General features: G+C 29.6%; 14 protein-coding genes, 1 tRNA gene and 1 pseudogene. 11 read left to right on the top strand and 5 right to left on the bottom strand.

The genetic code is table 4. From position 1 onward, the window contains the following. Positions 1–69: 69 nt before the first annotated feature. Complete coding sequence (gene adhE, locus SAPIS_RS04580; protein WP_041612628.1) at positions 70–2,688, top strand: bifunctional acetaldehyde-CoA/alcohol dehydrogenase; 2,619 nt, start codon at positions 70–72, stop codon at positions 2,686–2,688. Between the two features lie 127 nt (positions 2,689–2,815). Here the strand turns inward: adhE and SAPIS_RS04575 are convergent, their stop codons facing one another. Together SAPIS_RS04575 and SAPIS_RS04570 are read right to left on the bottom strand one after the other, a co-directional pair. After that, complete coding sequence (locus SAPIS_RS04575) at positions 2,816–3,667, bottom strand: hypothetical protein (RefSeq protein ID WP_023790115.1); 852 nt, start codon at positions 3,665–3,667, stop codon at positions 2,816–2,818. A gap of 72 nt (positions 3,668–3,739) precedes the next feature. Then, positions 3,740–4,504: a type III pantothenate kinase gene (locus tag SAPIS_RS04570; RefSeq protein ID WP_023790113.1), complete on the bottom strand. Its 765-nt coding sequence runs from the start codon at positions 4,502–4,504 to the stop codon at positions 3,740–3,742. Positions 4,505–4,603: 99 nt separating this feature from the next. Between SAPIS_RS04570 and coaD the strand changes: the two genes are divergently transcribed. The 6 genes from coaD (at position 4,604) to SAPIS_RS04540 (ending at position 10,064) form a co-directional block, all read left to right on the top strand. Beyond that, positions 4,604–5,026 carry a pantetheine-phosphate adenylyltransferase gene (gene coaD, locus SAPIS_RS04565; RefSeq protein WP_023790110.1) on the top strand — a complete coding sequence of 141 codons (423 nt, stop codon included), beginning with the start codon at positions 4,604–4,606 and terminating at the stop codon, positions 5,024–5,026. An 11-nt stretch (positions 5,027–5,037) separates the two neighbouring features. Beyond that, complete coding sequence (gene pta / locus SAPIS_RS04560) at positions 5,038–6,021, top strand: phosphate acetyltransferase (protein WP_023790108.1); 984 nt, start codon at positions 5,038–5,040, stop codon at positions 6,019–6,021. Then, positions 6,021–7,211 carry an acetate kinase gene (locus tag SAPIS_RS04555; protein WP_023790106.1) on the top strand — a complete coding sequence of 397 codons (1,191 nt, stop codon included), beginning with the start codon at positions 6,021–6,023 and terminating at the stop codon, positions 7,209–7,211. Before pta ends, SAPIS_RS04555 begins: the two co-directional genes overlap by 1 nt. Positions 7,212–7,372: 161 nt before the next feature. Next, a complete protein-coding gene (locus tag SAPIS_RS05245) occupies positions 7,373–8,695 on the top strand; it encodes a Pr6Pr family membrane protein (protein ID WP_023790104.1) in 1,323 nt (440 codons plus the stop codon). A gap of 77 nt (positions 8,696–8,772) precedes the next feature. Continuing rightward, entirely contained in the window at positions 8,773–9,126 is a 354-nt protein-coding gene (locus tag SAPIS_RS04545; protein WP_023789092.1) for a helix-turn-helix domain-containing protein, read from the top strand. Continuing rightward, positions 9,054–10,064: an IS3 family transposase gene (locus SAPIS_RS04540; protein WP_041612627.1), complete on the top strand. Its 1,011-nt coding sequence runs from the start codon at positions 9,054–9,056 to the stop codon at positions 10,062–10,064. The genes SAPIS_RS04545 and SAPIS_RS04540 overlap by 73 nt, the downstream gene beginning before the upstream one ends. Before the next feature lie 27 nt (positions 10,065–10,091). Here SAPIS_RS04540 and SAPIS_RS04535 read toward each other — a convergent pair whose 3' ends face one another. Further along, on the bottom strand, positions 10,092–11,996 hold the full coding sequence (locus SAPIS_RS04535) for a M13 family metallopeptidase (RefSeq protein ID WP_023790100.1): 1,905 nt from the start codon (positions 11,994–11,996) through the stop codon (positions 10,092–10,094). A 309-nt stretch (positions 11,997–12,305) separates the two neighbouring features. On the opposite strand from SAPIS_RS04535, the gene SAPIS_RS05520 reads away from it, so the two are divergent. Continuing rightward, positions 12,306–15,089 carry a 2-oxo acid dehydrogenase subunit E2 gene (locus tag SAPIS_RS05520; protein ID WP_023790098.1) on the top strand — a complete coding sequence of 928 codons (2,784 nt, stop codon included), beginning with the start codon at positions 12,306–12,308 and terminating at the stop codon, positions 15,087–15,089. Between the two features lie 107 nt (positions 15,090–15,196). Here SAPIS_RS05520 and SAPIS_RS05555 read toward each other — a convergent pair. Then, positions 15,197–16,096 (bottom strand): annotated as a pseudogene (locus SAPIS_RS05555) (IS3 family transposase); the annotation flags it as partial. Further along, positions 16,024–16,377: a helix-turn-helix domain-containing protein gene (locus tag SAPIS_RS04525; RefSeq protein WP_023789092.1), complete on the bottom strand. Its 354-nt coding sequence runs from the start codon at positions 16,375–16,377 to the stop codon at positions 16,024–16,026. The pseudogene SAPIS_RS05555 and the gene SAPIS_RS04525, both read right to left, overlap by 73 nt. Before the next feature lie 177 nt (positions 16,378–16,554). On the opposite strand from SAPIS_RS04525, the gene SAPIS_RS04520 reads away from it, so the two are divergent. From SAPIS_RS04520 to SAPIS_RS04510, 3 genes are all read left to right on the top strand, one after another. Beyond that, positions 16,555–16,630, top strand: a tRNA-His gene (locus tag SAPIS_RS04520). Between the two features lie 41 nt (positions 16,631–16,671). Next, a complete protein-coding gene (locus tag SAPIS_RS04515; RefSeq protein WP_023790096.1) occupies positions 16,672–17,985 on the top strand; it encodes a hypothetical protein in 1,314 nt (437 codons plus the stop codon). Next, positions 17,960–18,397: a hypothetical protein gene (locus tag SAPIS_RS04510; RefSeq protein WP_023790094.1), complete on the top strand. Its 438-nt coding sequence runs from the start codon at positions 17,960–17,962 to the stop codon at positions 18,395–18,397. Before SAPIS_RS04515 ends, SAPIS_RS04510 begins: the two co-directional genes overlap by 26 nt. The last annotated feature ends 3 nt before the right edge of the window (positions 18,398–18,400 follow it).

The raw sequence follows: 18,400 nt of genomic DNA, 5'->3' as shown, positions 1-18,400 counted from the left end.
TAGTATTTATCAGGAAGTGTCATAATTATTATGGAAGGATAAGTAAGGGATCTTACTTAATGAAGGATAATGCAAATGGAAAAGTTATCTAAAATATTCAAGGAAGCACAAAAAGCTTACGAAGAGTTTTCATCTTTCTCTCAGGAGAAAGTCGACAAAATATTCAAGGCAGCTGCTATTGCGGCTAATGAAAACAGAATTGCTTTAGCAAAAATGGCAAAGCAAGAAACTGGTATGGGTATTATTGAAGACAAAATATTAAAAAATCATTATGCAAGTGAGTTCATCTATAATAAATTTAAAGATTTACAAACTGTAGGTACATTTTACTCTGATAATAGTCTTGGTATCGAGAAAGTATATGAACCAATAGGAGTGATAGGTGCTGTTATACCTACTACAAACCCAACATCTACTGCCATTTTTAAGTGTTTGTTAGCAATCAAAACTAGAAATTGTATCATTATTTCACCACATCCAGGTGCTAAAAGAAGTACGATTGAAGCCAGCCGAATAGTCTTAGAGGCAGCAATAAAAGCCGGTGCACCAAAAGGCTTTATTGGTTGAGTAGATGAACCTTCATTAGAAAAAACTGAGTATGTTATGAAAAATTCAAATATTATTTTAGCAACCGGAGGTCCGGGTATGGTGAAATCAGCATACTGTTCTGGGGTACCTGCAATTGGTGTTGGTTCAGGAAATGCACCAGCCATTATAGATGATACTGCCAATATCGATATGGCTACATCATCAATTATTCAATCTAATACTTTTGATAACGGGGTTGTTTGTGCTACTGAGAATTCCTTGATAGTTATAGATACTATATACGAAAAAGTTATTAAGTCATTTGAAAGTAAAAATACTTATATAGTAAGAACTGAAGAAGAAAAACAAAAGTTTCGAAAAGCAATGTTCAAAGAAGGTAAATTTGGTCTACTTAACTCTGAATTAGTGGGGCAAAACGCACAAAAAGTAGCTGAACTTGTTGGTATTAAAATTCCAAAAAATATTAGATTTATTCTGGTTGAAGCGGAAGACACTTCTTACAAAGAAGCGTTGGCTCATGAGAAATTATCAACCTATGCTTCAATCTATAAAGCAAATAATATAGAAAGTGCCGTTGAAAAAGCTAGGGACATATTAAAGATGGGTCCTGGTCATACAGCTTCGTTATGAACAGACTTAAACAAGCAAAAAAAATCACTCGAGCTTTTTAAAACTTTGAACCCTGGTAGATTGCTTATAAATCAACCATCTGCATTCGGAGGAATTGGAGATATGTATAACTTTGGTTTAGAGCCAAGTTTAACACTTGGTTGTGGTACTCACGGGGGCAATTCGTTCTCTGAAAATGTAGGTCCTTTAAACTTATTAAATATCAAAACTGTTGTAGAAAGAAGGGATAATATGCAATGGTTAAGAATACCTGAGAGAATCTATCATAAGTTTGGTTCACTAAGTGTTGCACTTGAAGATCTTAAAGAATGAGGGACTCAGAAAGTTTATATAGTAACAGACAAAATCATTAATCAATTATATGGTAAAAAAATAACTTCTGTATTAGACACAATGAAAATAAAATATGCTATTTTTGATAGGGTTGAACCAAATCCAATGCTTTCTACAACTGAGGCAGGTGCAAAAGAAATGGCACTATTTGCACCAGATGTTATCATTGGCTTTGGTGGTGGTTCATCAATGGATGCCGCTAAACTAATGTGATTGATGTATGAAAATGATGGCGATAAACTAAACTTTGCTGAATTATCATTAACATTTGCAGACATAAGAAAAAGAATTGTTAAGTATCCAAACACAGGAAAAAAAGCTAAGATGATTTGTATACCCACAACATCTGGAACTGGTTCAGAAGTCACACCATTTTCTGTAATCACTGATGATAAAAATCATAAAAAATATCCTTTGGCTGATTATTCATTAACACCGCAAATGGCAATCATTGACCCTGAATTAACATTGTCAGTACCAAAAAACGCAACGAATGCACCTGCATTAGATGCTTTGACTCATTGTATGGAAGCCTATGTATCAATTATGGCTACGGATTACACTGATGGTTACGCCGTACAAGGTGCTCAAAATATATTAAACTATTTTTCTAGAGCTTATCATAACGGAACAAATGATAGAGAAGCGCGTGAGAAGGTTATGAACGGTGCAACTTTTGCTGGGATATCATTTGCAAATGCTTTCTTAGGAATTGTTCACTCTTTATCACATAAAGTTGGAGGTTACCACGGTGTTGTCCATGGCGCAGCAAATGCAATCTTACTACCCTATGTAATAAGATATAATGCTGGTTGTATTATAGATGGCGGAAAACAAACTTATTTCTCTCAGTTCGAAACACAAAACTCTCTTGAGAAGTATGCTAAAATGGCAAGACATTTAAATATTAATGGTAAAACTAATGAGGAACTAGTTGACGGATTAATAATGGCCATACAATCATTAACAAAAGAAGTAGAGTTACATTCATCTTTTAAAATGTATGGAGTAGACGAAAACAAATTCTTAGAATCATTGGATAGTATGGCAGAGGATGCATTTGACGACCAATGTACTGGTGCTAATCCAAGATACCCCTTGATAGAAGATATCAAAAATATTTATTTAGATGCATATTATGGAAAACCCATTAAAAAGTTAGGGAAAGATAAATAGAATAAAGCTTTTGTAATAATACGCCCAGATAGGCGTATTTTTTAAGTACTTAATCTACTGAAATGCTAAAAATTTTTATAATAAAAAAAAACATCTTCAAGCACTCCGAGAAGTGTTTTTTTGATGTTTATCTATATTTATGATTCAATAATTTTAATTTAGGTTCTATTGCTGCATATAAGACGTAAACTATTGTAAATCTTAAAACCTCAATAAAGAAAAATACTATAAATGTAATAAAGTATTTTTGTTTAAATGAATCCCAATTAACTTCATTTTCGTGATCGTGACCTTCGTGATCGTGACCTTCGTGATCGTGACCTTCGTGATCGTGACCTTCGTGATCGTGACCTTCAGCACCTGTTATTTCACTCAAATAAAGTGATAAAACAACTATAAATGCGAATATTGCCGAACTAATTAGCACAAACGGTATAATTGGCATTCATCTTTTAAACAAGTCTTTCTTTTTAACAGGGTCTTTATGGTAGTATGAATTCCTTGATATTACATAATAAAATGTTCACATTAGCCATATAAGTAAGACATATCCAAATGAATCTAAGACTATTGAGTAAATACTGTGTTCCGAATGAACAGCGAAATGTACATAAGGGACAACAAATGCTACTAAGCTTGATATTACTGGTCCTAAACTACCAATAGATAATATTATGATTGTCACATCTAAGTAACGCACACTTATCATACCCGCAGGAGTAGGGATACTTAAAAACTTTTCTCCTATATACCCGTCTAAGATAGTACAAATAAATGCCAAGGCCATAAAAAAACCTGCTAGTACAAGTTTGTATATCATATTTCGTTTACCAGTAATTAATAAAGTGTTTATGAAAGCAAAATCCTTATCTTCAATATCATCGTGTTGACCTTTAGAGTCAAAGTGATGTTTTCCATGATAATGATCTTTTAATTTCTCTTCATTGCTATGTTCTGGAACATTGTGTTCTTTTTTCATTATTAATTCCTCCTGATAAAATTATATACTAAATTATAAAATTTATAATCTTTAATTATAAATTTTATAATTTTACTTTTTGTTGAGACTCAAGAAGATTGATATAAGACCCTTAAAAATGAGTGATTCGTCATATATGAACTTATCCGTTTCGATATTTTTCTTATATGTTAGGGCGTATCCGCCCGTAAATATAACACCATCAATATTCATGAAATTGGTAAGTTCTTTTAGAAGCCCTTTTACCATTAAATAATGGCCGTTATAGGTTCCGACACTTATAGCGTCAAATGTGTTTTTTCCAAAATTTAAGTTAGATAATGTATAATCTTGTTTCTCTAATAATGCACAATTTTGAATTAATCCTTTCATCCCTGATTCCAGACCTGGTGAAATTGTTGTACCAACAAATTTCTTATCATTAATAATCGATAAAGTTGTCGCGGTACCCATTGATACGATAATAAAATTTTTATAGTTGTAACTATTAAGGGTTCCAAAATAATTAGCAATAAAGTCAGCACCAATTCTTCTAACGTCGTCTACTAAAAAAGTCTCGTTTGTAACTAACTTTTCTTCTCTAACATTATATAATTTAACTTTTTTCTTATGTGCTAGTGCTCTAACAACATCGTTTCATTGAGGTACCACTGAAACGTATATTACAGCATCAAAAGAAAGTTTTAAGCTTTCTATTTTTTTGATAATAATATTTGAAGAACGGTATTCATTACTTTTAGATAATGCTTTGAATACCTCGCTAGTAATGTTGGTTTCTGAGTCTCACAATCTAATATCAACAGTTGTATTTCCAATATCAATCATTAAAAGTCTCATAATTTCCTCCGAAACAATATAATTTTACCTAAATTTTATAATAAAAAAGTTTTTTCCTATATTTGTCTTAAAATAAAGTAAATATAGGAGAGTGAGTTAATGAAAGCAATTTACCCAGGTAGTTTTGACCCTTTTCATGAAGGACATTTAGAGGTGTTAAAAAAAGCCTGCAAGCTTTTTGAAGTTGTCTATATTGTAATAACTAAAAACATTTTTAAAAATACAAACCCTAACCTTTCGAGTAGAAGATCTCAAATAGAAGAAAGTGTAAAAGGTTTGGGGAATTGTATAGTTTTAGAAAACAAGGATGTTTTGACGGGTGAATTTGCCCGGAACTTAGGTGTAAACTACTTAATTAGAGGAATAAGAGATAAAAGTGACCTTGACTATGAAATAGAATTAGCAGATGCGAATAAAAAAATATTTCATGATTTAGAAACAATCTTGTTTATAGCTGATACAAACAAAAGAGAAATTTCTTCGACACGTTTGAAAGAAATTAACGATTATAAATATAAGTAAGGAGAAAATAAATGTATTCTATAAGTGACTTAAACGTTTTAATAAAAAAAAATAAAAATAAAAAGACTATCGTTTTTCCTGAGGGAACAGAAACAGAGATAGTTCAAGTGGCAAACAAAATTATAGAAGAAGAACTTGCAAATGTTATATTGCTTTACGACAATAAGAATGAAATACCTAGTACTTTAAATAGCAAAATAAAAACTTATATCGTTGGAGAAGTTGACAAGTCTATGGTTAATCTCTTAATGGAGATAAGAAAAGGAAAGATTACAGAAGAAGAAGCATTAAATTTAGTTACAAAAAGAAATTATTTTGGAGCATTACTTGTTAAGTTAGGAGAGGCTGATTGTATGGTTTGTGGTTTGAGTTACACTACTGCAGATACTTTAAGACCTACATTACAAATCATAAAAACTTCTGATAGTTATTCTATTGCTTCTTCAGTTCTTATTCTTTCAAAAGACGAAGAACAAATAATCTTTACTGATTGTGCATTAAATGTAGACCCATCACCAAGACAGCTTGCTGAGATTTCTGTTATGGCCGCAAACTTTGCTAAAGATATGAACGTTAAGGATGTCCAGGTATCCTTATTAAGTTACTCAACTAATTCATCTGGTAGTGGTCAAATGGTAGAGAAAGTAAAAGAGGCTGTCAATATATTGAATGAAAAAACCAATAATGATTTTATTTTTGATGGTGAAATGCAATTCGATTCCGCCTATGTAAAAAAGGTAAGAGATAAAAAATATTCATGCTCAAAAATTACTAAAGAAAAACCGGATGTTATGGTTTTTCCAGACCTAAATTCTGGGAATATTGGCTATAAAATCGCACAAAGAATGGGAGGATACAAAGCATCCGGCCCCTTTATATTAGGTTTGAATAAGCCTGTAAATGATCTTTCAAGAGGAGCCACATTTCAGGATATATATGAAACATCCATAGTAACACTTTTTCAAGCCTTACAAAGAAATGGAGAAATTAATTAATGATTTTAATAGTAAATGCAGGAAGTAGTTCTATAAAGTTTAAGCTTTTTGATACTTCAAACTTAAATAATCCTATATCTATAGTAGAGGGGATAGCAGAAAGAATTAATGTTGATGGTAGGTTGATTATCAAAACAAAAACCGATAAGTTTGAATTCGATGATTCAATGAAAAATCACGACGATGCTGTTCAATCTATACTAGTAAGATTCAAAGAGTTAAACTTAATAAAAGATTTTGATGATATAAAGGGAATTGGTTTCAGAGTAGTTCATGGTGGAAATAAGATTTTAAGATCTGTTGAACTTACAGAAGAAAATAAAAAAATAATCGAGGAAAATATCAAACTAGCACCATTACATAACCCTGGGGCTCTCACAGCAATTACAGCTTTTGAAAAGAAACTGGGTAGGGCAAAACTTGTGGGTTGTTTTGATACCGCTTTTCATCAAACTATGCCAAGAGAAAACTATTTATATGCAACTCCCTATTCTTGATTTAAAGATTTCTCCCTAAGAAAATACGGTTTTCACGGAATTAGTTATCAATATATAACCGAAAAAATGTCCGAGGTATTAAAAAAAGATAAGGAAAATTTAAACTTAATTGTATGCCATTTAGGTAACGGTGCTAGCATGTGTTGTATTAAAGAGGGTAAATCTTTTGATACAACTATGGGTTTAACACCCCTAGCAGGTCTTATAATGGGAACAAGAACCGGTGACATTGATCCATCAATTTTACAATATATGGCTAAACAGTTGGACAAGAATGTTGAAGAGATAACTGACATACTAAACAAAAAGTCTGGTATATTAGGTCTTTCGGGAATATCTAGTGATATGAGAGACATAACAGAAGCCATTCAAAATGGAGACAAACAAGCCACAATGGCATTAGATTTATATACGCAAAAAATTGCTGATTTCATCATTAAGTATACAAATCAGTTAAACGGGAGTGTTGATGCAATTGTGTTTACAGCTGGAATTGGCGAGAATGCTGCAGATGTAAGAAGCGGAGTAATAGACAAAATTAACATCATACCGTTGGATATAGATGAAGATCAAAATTTAAAATCTTATGATGAACATTTAGAAATATCATCGGCTAAATCATTATACAAAATACTCAAAATGCGTACTGATGAAGAGTTAATGATTTGCAAGGAAACTTTAAAATTTTTATAAAATAAGAAACTCAGGTTGCTGAGTTTTTTCTTTTGTAAGGCTTGTAATTTTATTTGTTCATTCGTTAAAATATATATCTAGGTGTATAATTTTTATATTAGTTTAGTGAAATTAGCTTTCTTCAAGAATAATTTTTAGCAAAAGTAAAGGAGTACGTAAATGTGAAGATAAATAGAAATTTAGAGTTTTCAATAAAAATGGTTCTTTTAATTTTTATGATTGCGTTTTTGATACTTGATTTTTTATTTCAAATATATATTCCTAAAAAAAATGTATCAAGTTTACCGACAATAGAAAGATTGAATATATATTACTCTTTCTTTACTACTCAATCAAATTATTTAGTTGTTTTTTACTTAATTTTTGCATTGTGCTTAAAGGAAGCGTATAATAAAAAACCTCCATTCGGTATCGAACTTGCTATCACAGTATATATTACAACTACTATGTTTGTTTTTTGACTTGGTTTAGTCTCATCAAAAGATGAGTTTGGGTCTTATCAAAAAGCTAATTGAGTTTCAACAATTATCCTACACTTGATAATTCCTTCTATAATGATTTATTATTTCATGATATCTTCTGGTGACTATTATTATAGTTTCCGAGAACATGGTAAATTATCAATGTATGGGATAACTCTTTACCCATTAGGTTATCTTTGTTACGCCATGATTCGTGGAGAATATAGATTCAGGTTATACGGACCAAAATTCTTCTCGAATATATATACTTATAACAATGGTCACTGAGTTAGCAGTTGGGAAAAAATATTTGGAGATAAAGCAGGTTCAATTCAAAATGCCAATCCCTATACTTCTCAAATGTGATTTCCGTATTGGTTTATGAATTTGCATACTAACTATACTTTAAAAGATGTAAATGGTAATGTTTGATTCCCAACTAATAATATTTCCCAAACACACGCAATTCTGATTTTTGCTTTAGCTTGCTTTTGCATTAGTGCAATTGTTATCACTGCACAATTGTTCTATTTAAATTGAAATAACAAAAAGTTTTATCGTTGACATGATATAAATGAGAATCTTCTTTCAAAAGAAGAACACGATTATAGAATAAAAATCGAAAAGTTAAACAAGAAAAATATGATGTTTTATTTAAAAATATTATTAATACATACAAATACTGAGTTGAGAAACTGAAAAACTTCTTTAAAAACTCTTAGTAAAACAGAGAGAAAAAAGAAGTTAGAGGAATATAAGAGCGAGCTTAAAAAAACACGAGTTAACGAAAGATTGCAAAAAAGCAAAACTCGATTAGAAGCGAAGCGGAATAAAGAAGCGTTGAATGATCTATTAAATACTCTTAGCACAATGGATAGGAGTTTCGTAAAACATAACTTAAGGGAAGCTAAGAGATTGCAAAAACTTGTGAAAAAAGGAGTCCTTATTTCAAACAATGATTACAAAAGGTATGAGCAAATTATTGAAAGTTTACAAAATAAAGACAATAAAAAAATGCCCTAGTTCAAGCTATGAATATAATTCTCTAAGTATACATTATGTTAAAAAAAACATAAAATTATACAAGGAGAATTTTTTAAATGGCTAATTTAAAAGGAAACAAATCAAACATCCTAAATTTTGAGACTAAAAAAGAGTTGATTATCAAGCATTTTGATCAAAATTTATCTTATAAAGACCTATCAAAAATGTACAATATTTCATATTCAACAGTTAGAAGAATGTGTGTAGATTGAGAAGTTTTTGGTGATGAATCGCTTATTTCAAAAACTGGAAAACACAATAAGCACAACGGAAAGATTAGAATCAATTCAAAAGATCCAAAAGATAAGAAAATTGCAGAACTTAATAAAAAATTGAAATGATTAGAAATGGAGAATGAGGTTTTAAAAAAGTTCAATGAACTGATGGAGAATTCAGAAAAAAAATTATAAAGTATTACAAAACTATAGATAAATATAATAACAAATACACGGTTCTTTCTTTATGTAAATTATTTAATGTCACAAGAGCGAGTTATTATCGCTGATGTGGTAAAAATAAACCGGATTATGAAATAAAAATAGATATGGACTTAGCATATAAAATAAAAAATATATTCATGATAAACAATGGCATTTATGGTGCACCCAGAATAAAAATAATTTTAAATAATCAAGGCATAGTAGTAAGTCAATCTAAAGTTGCAAGAATAATGAAATTATTTAATTTATATTCAGTTATAAGAATAAAAAAGATGTATAGAAAACCGAAAGAAGTCAAAAAAATAACTTATGGTCCTAATCATGTTAATAGAAATTGATCTTTGTATTCAAAAAATGAGCTTTGAGTTACAGATATTACATATATACCTTTCAATAAAAAATTTGCATATTTAAGTGTTTTGAAAGACGCAAACACTGGATTCATAGTAGGTCATGAGGTATCTTTAAAAAATGACATAGATATTTACAGAAAAACACTTGAGAAAGCTTCGCTTCATAGACAAGATCTATCTAAGAAACTTATTATCCATTCTGATAACGGAAATCAATATACATCTATATTTGCAAAGCGTTATGCTAAAAAAAATAATATTATAATATCATTATCTAGACCAGGTAATTCTATTGATAATGGGATGTGTGAAACCTTTTTTTCATCATTAAAAGAAGAGTGAAAAATAAAACTAAAGCAGGATGAGTTTCTCAAGTTGAAATTAGCAATCGACAATTATATAGAATTTTACAATTATGAAAGAATAATGATTAAACACAAGAGCCCTCCAGCATATGCTTATTTAGATTTCAAATTATGAAAAAAAATACTTCAAACTTGGTTGAAGTATTCTTATAAAAAACATTTTGTATACTTGACAAAATATATTTACTAGTTCAAGCTAAGGCATTTTTTTATTTGATTATCAAACTTTTATTCGATCTTCTGGAGATTTATACATCCCGTCACCAGGTTTTGTTTGGTACACTTCATGGAATTTGTCTATATTAACCAAAACTCCATTACATCTAAACTCTTCAGGAGAGTGAGGGTCGACAAGTAACCTAGTATTTTTCAGTTCATCAGTAGACTTTCTTCTTCAAATAAATGCAAAGCTTTCAAAAAAAGTTTTAAGGTCGTTTGGGCATTCTTCAAGACAAATGTCCAATGCAGCGGCTAAACCACTTAAGTCACCTATATTTTCACCTAAGGTTAAAGTACCATTGACATTTGAATCTTTAATTTTATAAGAATTATATTGTTCAACTAGTTTTTTAGTTAAGTTATTATATTGTTTATAATCTTCTTCTGATCATCAATTATTAAGGTTCCCATCTTTATCAAACTTACCACCTTCATCATCAAATCCATGACTTACTTCATGACCTATTACAGCACCGATCCCACCAAGATTTTTTGCTCTAGACTCGTTAATATCATAAAAAGGACTTTGAAGTATCGCTGCCGGGAAACAAATTTCATTTGAAGACGGACTATAGTAAGCGTTAACAGTTTGAGGGTACATATACCATTTTTCTTTATCCACCGGGTCATTAATTTCGTCAAGCTCTTTTTTCACAAAATGTTTTTTTATTGCTTGAATATTATCAATCAATGAATGACCCTCTTCATAAGTTTTAATTTCTACATCATCAAAATTCTCGAACTTATCAGGGTAACCAATTTTAATGGTGAAATTATTTAATTTCTCTAATGCTTTTTTCTTTGTAGTATCTGTCATTCAAGTTAAGTCCTGTATTCTTTTTGAGTACACTTTTATTAATTTTTTAACTATATCTAGAACATCGTTCTTTGCATCTTCTGAGAAATGTTTTTTCACATACTCTTTACCTAATAACTCCCCTAAACTATTATTTACAAACTCAACAGCTCTTTCTATTTCTGGACGTTTTTCTTTTACACCTGTGAATATTGTAGAGTATTGGAAGTTAATATCGTATAGCTCATCAGAAGTCAATGAAGAAAATCCTGCTATAACCTTGAAAGTTAAAATATCCTTTAAGTCTTCAACTGATAAAGTTGCCAGCAACTCATTTAGTTTTTTTAAGTAATTCGGTTCAGTAACAATTATTTTGCTTGCTTTATCGTAACCAGTTTCACTCAAATATTTACTTCAATCGATGAATGAACACACATTATTCAATTCATCAATTGTAAAAATGTTATATATATTTTCTGGTACTCTAAATTCTTCTCTACGTAACATACTTCTAGATACTTCATATTCAAAGTTATATATTAATTCAAAAAGGTTTTTAGTTTTAAAACTAATTTTTGATACCTTTAATAAATTATCTATATAGATTTTATAAGCTTCTTTGATATCTTTGTGTCTTGGATGTGTTGTTTCATAAAAATCTCGATCACTCATTCCCAAGTCCATTGAACCTATCATAAGTGCTCTTAAATTACTATTTTTGTAATCGGCATCAACGCTCTTTAAATGAAAGAAAGATAAACTATACTTGTCAAACATTTTAATCAAGAAATTGGTAAATTCTTCCTTACTTTTTAGGTTATCAATATCTTTAATAATATTTTCTATAGGTTTTAAACCTTCTTTATTTCTAAAATCTTTGTTTAAATAATTATTAAACAAATTAATTATTAGTTTTTGGTCTCGACTTGCTTTATCAGATTTATTTTTCATATCAAATATTAAATCTTTAATATCATCAATCGATTTTTTCCTCAATATTTCGAAACTTCCCCAAGAAGCATAACCTTCAGGTAAGTCATTCTCCTCTATTCATTTTTTATTAATATAATCATAGAAATTGTCTTGTGCTCTTAATTTATCGTTCATATTTTCTCCTTTACATATTAGTATTATAGTTGTTTTATTTTGAAAAAACTAGGCGTATCGTTTCCTACCAATGCATAATAACTTTTATTATAAACCCGTTAAAACACGTCACTAAATTAATGATAAACACCTAAATAATTCAAAATTATTAAATTAGCTTCGATTATTAAAGTGTGGACTTTGAATAATGGTGTTCCCATTTATAGCAATCGTTAAGGGAGACTTTTAAAATCGCTATAGAATGATATATAATATTATGTGACATTAATATATACCCAAAATGGTATAATTAAAAGGAATGAGGTTCATATGGTACATTTAAGGGCTAGAAATTTACCATCAAAAGGAAGAGTAGTAGAATGACTTTTTACAGGAGAACACATAGCATTTGGGGACGATTTTGCCTTAATCAAATTAGATGAAGGTGGAGAAGTAAAGATTAAGTCCAATTATAATGGAATGATTGTTAAAACAATCAAACTGGGAAGCAGTGTTAAAAACGGGAGCATTCTTGCAAATATTGCCATTGGTGAAAAAGAAATTTCAAAATTTAAAAATAGACATTTTACAAAAGAAGGTTATGAAGAATCTGTTGTCGATGGAATTTATCTTCCAGAAAATATTGACGATTCAAAATTCCAATCTGCAAGTACACCCGCTGATGAGTTCTCAGGGGCTGTTTTGTATGACAAATATAATCAAGCTATCACACCATTTTCTAGTTCAGAAGATGATTTGATGGATTCTAAAGATAAATTTGAGAAACTTGAAAATAAAGAAAATCATCTAAAAGATAAATTTGCAGCAATTAGAGAGAACATAAAGAAGTCGGTAAAAAATGCACCACAAAACAAAACCCTAGGTGACCTTAGCAAAGAAGAATTATTAAAAATGCAAAATAGTGATCTCATTTCTAAAGATGGAGAAAATATCTTTGCCTCAGATGGCGCTGGACCTAGTAAGTTCAGACAGATGATTCAAGCTAGAAAAGAAAAACTTTTAGAAGAAAACAACTTCAAAGAAACAAAAGAGATTGATGAATCAGTAAATGCTATGACTAATGTAGATGAAAAAGGAAGACCGCTAATATTAAGAAACATTATAGCCTCAAGAGTGGAAAAACTAAATGAAGTAGGCGGTGATGTTAAAGCCTTTAATGAACAACAACAAAAGCTTAGCAACATTAACAAAACAATCTCTCAAGAGGAGGAAAGTGCAGTGTCTCAAACATCGACTCAATCTAATGATGAATTTGATAATGAACCAATAGATATAAATGATGTTTCAACACATCATGGTTTCGTTATGCCTAAAAAAAATCCTTCTCAATTAGTAAATGAAATTGAAGCTAAGAAAAACAAAAGTTACGCTGAGTCTAGAATGACTAGTTTATATGATATAAACAAGCGTTGGAATTTAATAAAAGAACGTGATGAGAGAAATATAATTGATGATAGAAGAAGAGCGGTTGAGCAAGGAATATTTCAAAACGACAATCCTTTTTATGAAGCTTTGCGAGGCGGCAAAATCCCCAATGAGTTTTTTGCAAATGTACCATACCAAAATGGTAGAACCGGAGAGACAAGTTATATACCATATAATAAAACTCCAAAAGGAAAAAAAGAGTTTGAGGCATGGTTACGCGCTTCAAATTTATACACAGCGTATAAAGAGGGAGAAATCGAGTCAGAAGATAGAGACCTTAAAAAGGAGCAAGAGTTAGTATCAAATAAACAAAAAAAATATAAGCATGAAACTAATGAACTTGATATGCGTAGCGAAAAACCTTTAAACGATACACAAACATATAATCTAGAAGAAGATTTTGATTCGGAAAGCGATGACTTTGAAGAACTTTATCGTGAGTTTAAAGCTAAAAAAAGAAGAAGAGAGCAATTAGAAAAAACTAAAACTACAAAAAATGAGTATCAACAACTTTTAAAAGAGTTATTGAAACAAGGTGGAGATTTCAAAAATTTGTCTGGTGAGTCAGAAGCAGAGAATACAATAAACTTCTTGAAAAAACAAGTAAACGAATTGCAAAATACTTTAATTCAACAAAATCAACTAGCAGCAGCCACACAAAAACTTAATAATGGCATCCATTTAGGGGGCGGGAGTGACACCTTCTCTCAACTAATGCAATATATGATTATGCAGAATCTTATGCAAAATATGAATACTGGTGGTCCAAAAACAAGTATTAATGAAATTAAAGAGCTAATAAAGTCAGAGATTAAAGAGTTCACAAAACAAATAAAAAACTCAGATGAGAAAGATTTGGATTATATTGATAAACAAAGAAAAAATTACGGTGATATGAAAACTGTGAATTTCGAGAGTTCTAAACCAAAAAATAATTTAGGTCATCTTCATTACGAAGGTACCGATATCAACAAGGTTGTTCACAGAAAGAAAGTTAATGAGAATAGAAACGCGGCTGTTAAGTCGATGATACTTAGTCAAAGTTATATTCCACCTTTAACTATCTCAACGGAAATAGATATGTCTTCTATATTAAAACTTAAACATATGTTAAAACAAACACAAAATCACATTAAGTTTCCTACAATAGCTTTTATTGCTAAAGCAATATCTATAGCATTAGAGGAACATCCAAAACTTAACTCAAGTTATGACCCTGAAAGTAATGAAATACTGATAAAAAAATATCATAATATAGGATTGGCAACTGAAACAAGCGAAGGCTTAATAATACCTGTTCTTAAGTTTGTAGAAAAACTATCAGTAAAGGAAGTTGCTATTGATATCAAAGAAATGACACAAAGACTAAGATCTGGTGAACTTTACAATTATGAGACCGAAGGAAGCACAATTACAGTTGCTAACTATGGTAATATTGGTGCAATTCAAGCAACTCCAACTATATTTTATCCAAATGCCGCTGTCATTGGTGTCGGTAAGGTTGTTAAAAAGCCAGTTGTAATAGACAATGAAAAGTTGGCTATAAAAGCAATCATGAATACTACCCTAACTGTTGATCAAAGAATAATTGATGCAGCAGAAGCAGGGAGATTTTTATCCAAGTTAAAAGAAATATTAGAAAAACCAGAAATACTAACAGTTTCATAGTAAATATATTTTGTCAAGTATACAAAATGTTTTTTATAAGAATACTTCAACCAAGTTTGAAGTATTTTTTTTCATAATTTGAAATCTAAATAAGCATATGCTGGAGGGCTCTTGTGTTTAATCATTATTCTTTCATAATTGTAAAATTCTATATAATTGTCGATTGCTAATTTCAACTTGAGAAACTCATCCTGCTTTAGTTTTATTTTTCACTCTTCTTTTAATGATGAAAAAAAGGTTTCACACATCCCATTATCAATAGAATTACCTGGTCTAGATAATGATATTATAATATTATTTTTTTTAGCATAACGCTTTGCAAATATAGATGTATATTGATTTCCGTTATCAGAATGGATAATAAGTTTCTTAGATAGATCTTGTCTATGAAGCGAAGCTTTCTCAAGTGTTTTTCTGTAAATATCTATGTCATTTTTTAAAGATACCTCATGACCTACTATGAATCCAGTGTTTGCGTCTTTCAAAACACTTAAATATGCAAATTTTTTATTGAAAGGTATATATGTAATATCTGTAACTCAAAGCTCATTTTTTGAATACAAAGATCAATTTCTATTAACATGATTAGGACCATAAGTTATTTTTTTGACTTCTTTCGGTTTTCTATACATCTTTTTTATTCTTATAACTGAATATAAATTAAATAATTTCATTATTCTTGCAACTTTAGATTGACTTACTACTATGCCTTGATTATTTAAAATTATTTTTATTCTGGGTGCACCATAAATGCCATTGTTTATCATGAATATATTTTTTATTTTATATGCTAAGTCCATATCTATTTTTATTTCATAATCCGGTTTATTTTTACCACATCAGCGATAATAACTCGCTCTTGTGACATTAAATAATTTACATAAAGAAAGAACCGTGTATTTGTTATTATATTTATCTATAGTTTTGTAATACTTTATAATTTTTTTTCTGAATTCTCCATCAGTTCATTGAACTTTTTTAAAACCTCATTCTCCATTTCTAATCATTTCAATTTTTTATTAAGTTCTGCAATTTTCTTATCTTTTGGATCTTTTGAATTGATTCTAATCTTTCCGTTGTGCTTATTGTGTTTTCCAGTTTTTGAAATAAGCGATTCATCACCAAAAACTTCTCAATCTACACACATTCTTCTAACTGTTGAATATGAAATATTGTACATTTTTGATAGGTCTTTATAAGATAAATTTTGATCAAAATGCTTGATAATCAACTCTTTTTTAGTCTCAAAATTTAGGATGTTTGATTTGTTTCCTTTTAAATTAGCCATTTAAAAAATTCTCCTTGTATAATTTTATGTTTTTTTTAACATAATGTATACTTAGAGAATTATATTCAAACAGTTTCATAGAGACTGTTTTTTTATTTTTTTAGGCACTAAAAATTCTTAAAATATTTTAAAAAATCAAAATTTTAAGTATAATTATAAAGTTGAAAAACACAAACGGCGTATATGGCGAAGTGGTTAACGCACCGGGTTGTGGTCCCGGCATTCGAGGGTTCAATTCCCTTTATACGCCCCATTAAATAGAAAAATGAAAAGCTTTAAGGAGCTTTTTTTATTTTGCTCTTTATAATTTATAAGTTGAATATTTTCTTGTTTTTATACGAGTATATTAATGGGGGTGATAACATCAATTATGAAATAAAGGATGAAATTACTATTGAAGAAAAGACGGTTCTAAAAAATAGTATTTCTGTTGTAACTGCTGCCGAAAGTAAAGTTAGCTTAGATGTTTGCTTTATAAATGAGTCATTTTATAAAGGAGATAAAAGGTATTTTAAACTTTTTGTTAGATTAAACTTGGTGTATGAAAACAACAAAGATTTTTTTGAAAAGAATAGTAAAAATGAGTATTGAAGGGTATCTATAGATAATGCCGAAATAAAATTATACGTTAGAAGTGAAAAAGGTTTAGTCCCGCTTTGAACAGATCCCAAAGATAATATAATCATAAGATTCGGAAGTATTTCAAGGGGTGACGAAAAACCTAATTATAGTGTCTATGAGTTCACGGAGGTTTTGATAGAGTATGAAAAGTTAGGGTGAACATTGTTAAATCAAATAGCCTTTAGTCTGCATTATTTTGTTACAACAGATGTGCCATTAGTTGGTGATGTTAAAGGAAATATTTTTATAGATAGGCATCCTGTCATTGAACATAAAAGTTTTAAAGAATCATCAATGCTTATAGAACACAACTTCATATCTGCATATATAAATATGGACTATGAAAATGAAAAAAGATCACACTATATCAATTTATTGCGAAGGGAAATGAACATAACTAATTCTAAAAATAATATAAATATAATCAACACGAAGTTGGATTTTAAAAATAGTTATATAAAAGAGGATGATACTGAAAATAGTTCACTTGGTGTTTTAGTTAATAGACTAATGGATGGTTATGTTAACAGTTTTGCAACTTTCTCAAAAGTTAAAAGTACATCTTATCTAAAAGGCAATGACAACCTAGATAACTATTATTCTATAAAGAGAAAAGAAGACAAAGTTAATTTCGAGGGGGATTCTTTTTCAATAGAAACTATTGATAAGACTAAATTAGATATCAAAACGAACAAAGTTATACTTGATGAAAGCGGTCACGAAGGCATTATATTAAATCCTCTATATAAAGGACCGTTATTTTATATTTGGTTTATAAACTTCAATGATTTAGAAATAGCTGTGAGCAATAATTTGAAAAATGATTCTTATTTTATTGATACTTTTAAAATAGTTAAAGAGTTAGATACCGATTTGAAATTCAGTTACATGTTGAATTATACCCTAGACCAGATATTACAAGTTGATTTATTGGATATAGATAAAGGGGTGAAATTTATAAATGAAAACGAAAAGCAAATTTTTTAAAATATTTTTACCAACTTTTATTGTAGTTGCTGTAATTATTACGTCTTCGCTTATAATTTGAAAATTCATTAAAACAAGTAGCGTTGATATTGTAAATGATAATACCGAAGTACCCATAGACGGAAAAGATAAGGAAGCAGAAAAGCTAGATTTTGTGAATACCAACCATAATATAGATTTCAAAGAAAATCAAAAAATGTATATGTTGGATTTTGATTTTGAACAAACTTATTTTGTATTGACCTTGTTTAAGTATTATTTTATGTTAGAGTTTCAAAAACTTGGACCCACTAACGAAAATATATCTCTAGTTTTCAGTATTGATTCACCAAATAAAACCCGAAGCATCAAAGCTACTTATCAGGGTGCAGCTAAAATATATGATTGAAATTATACTATTATAAATATATAATTA

The organism is Spiroplasma apis B31, from assembly GCF_000500935.1.
Taxonomy (GTDB): domain Bacteria; phylum Bacillota_I; class Bacilli_A; order Mycoplasmatales; family Mycoplasmataceae; genus Spiroplasma_A; species Spiroplasma_A apis.
The sequence above is the reverse complement of the archived record's forward strand: the minus strand, read 5'-3'. Positions and strand labels throughout refer to the sequence as shown.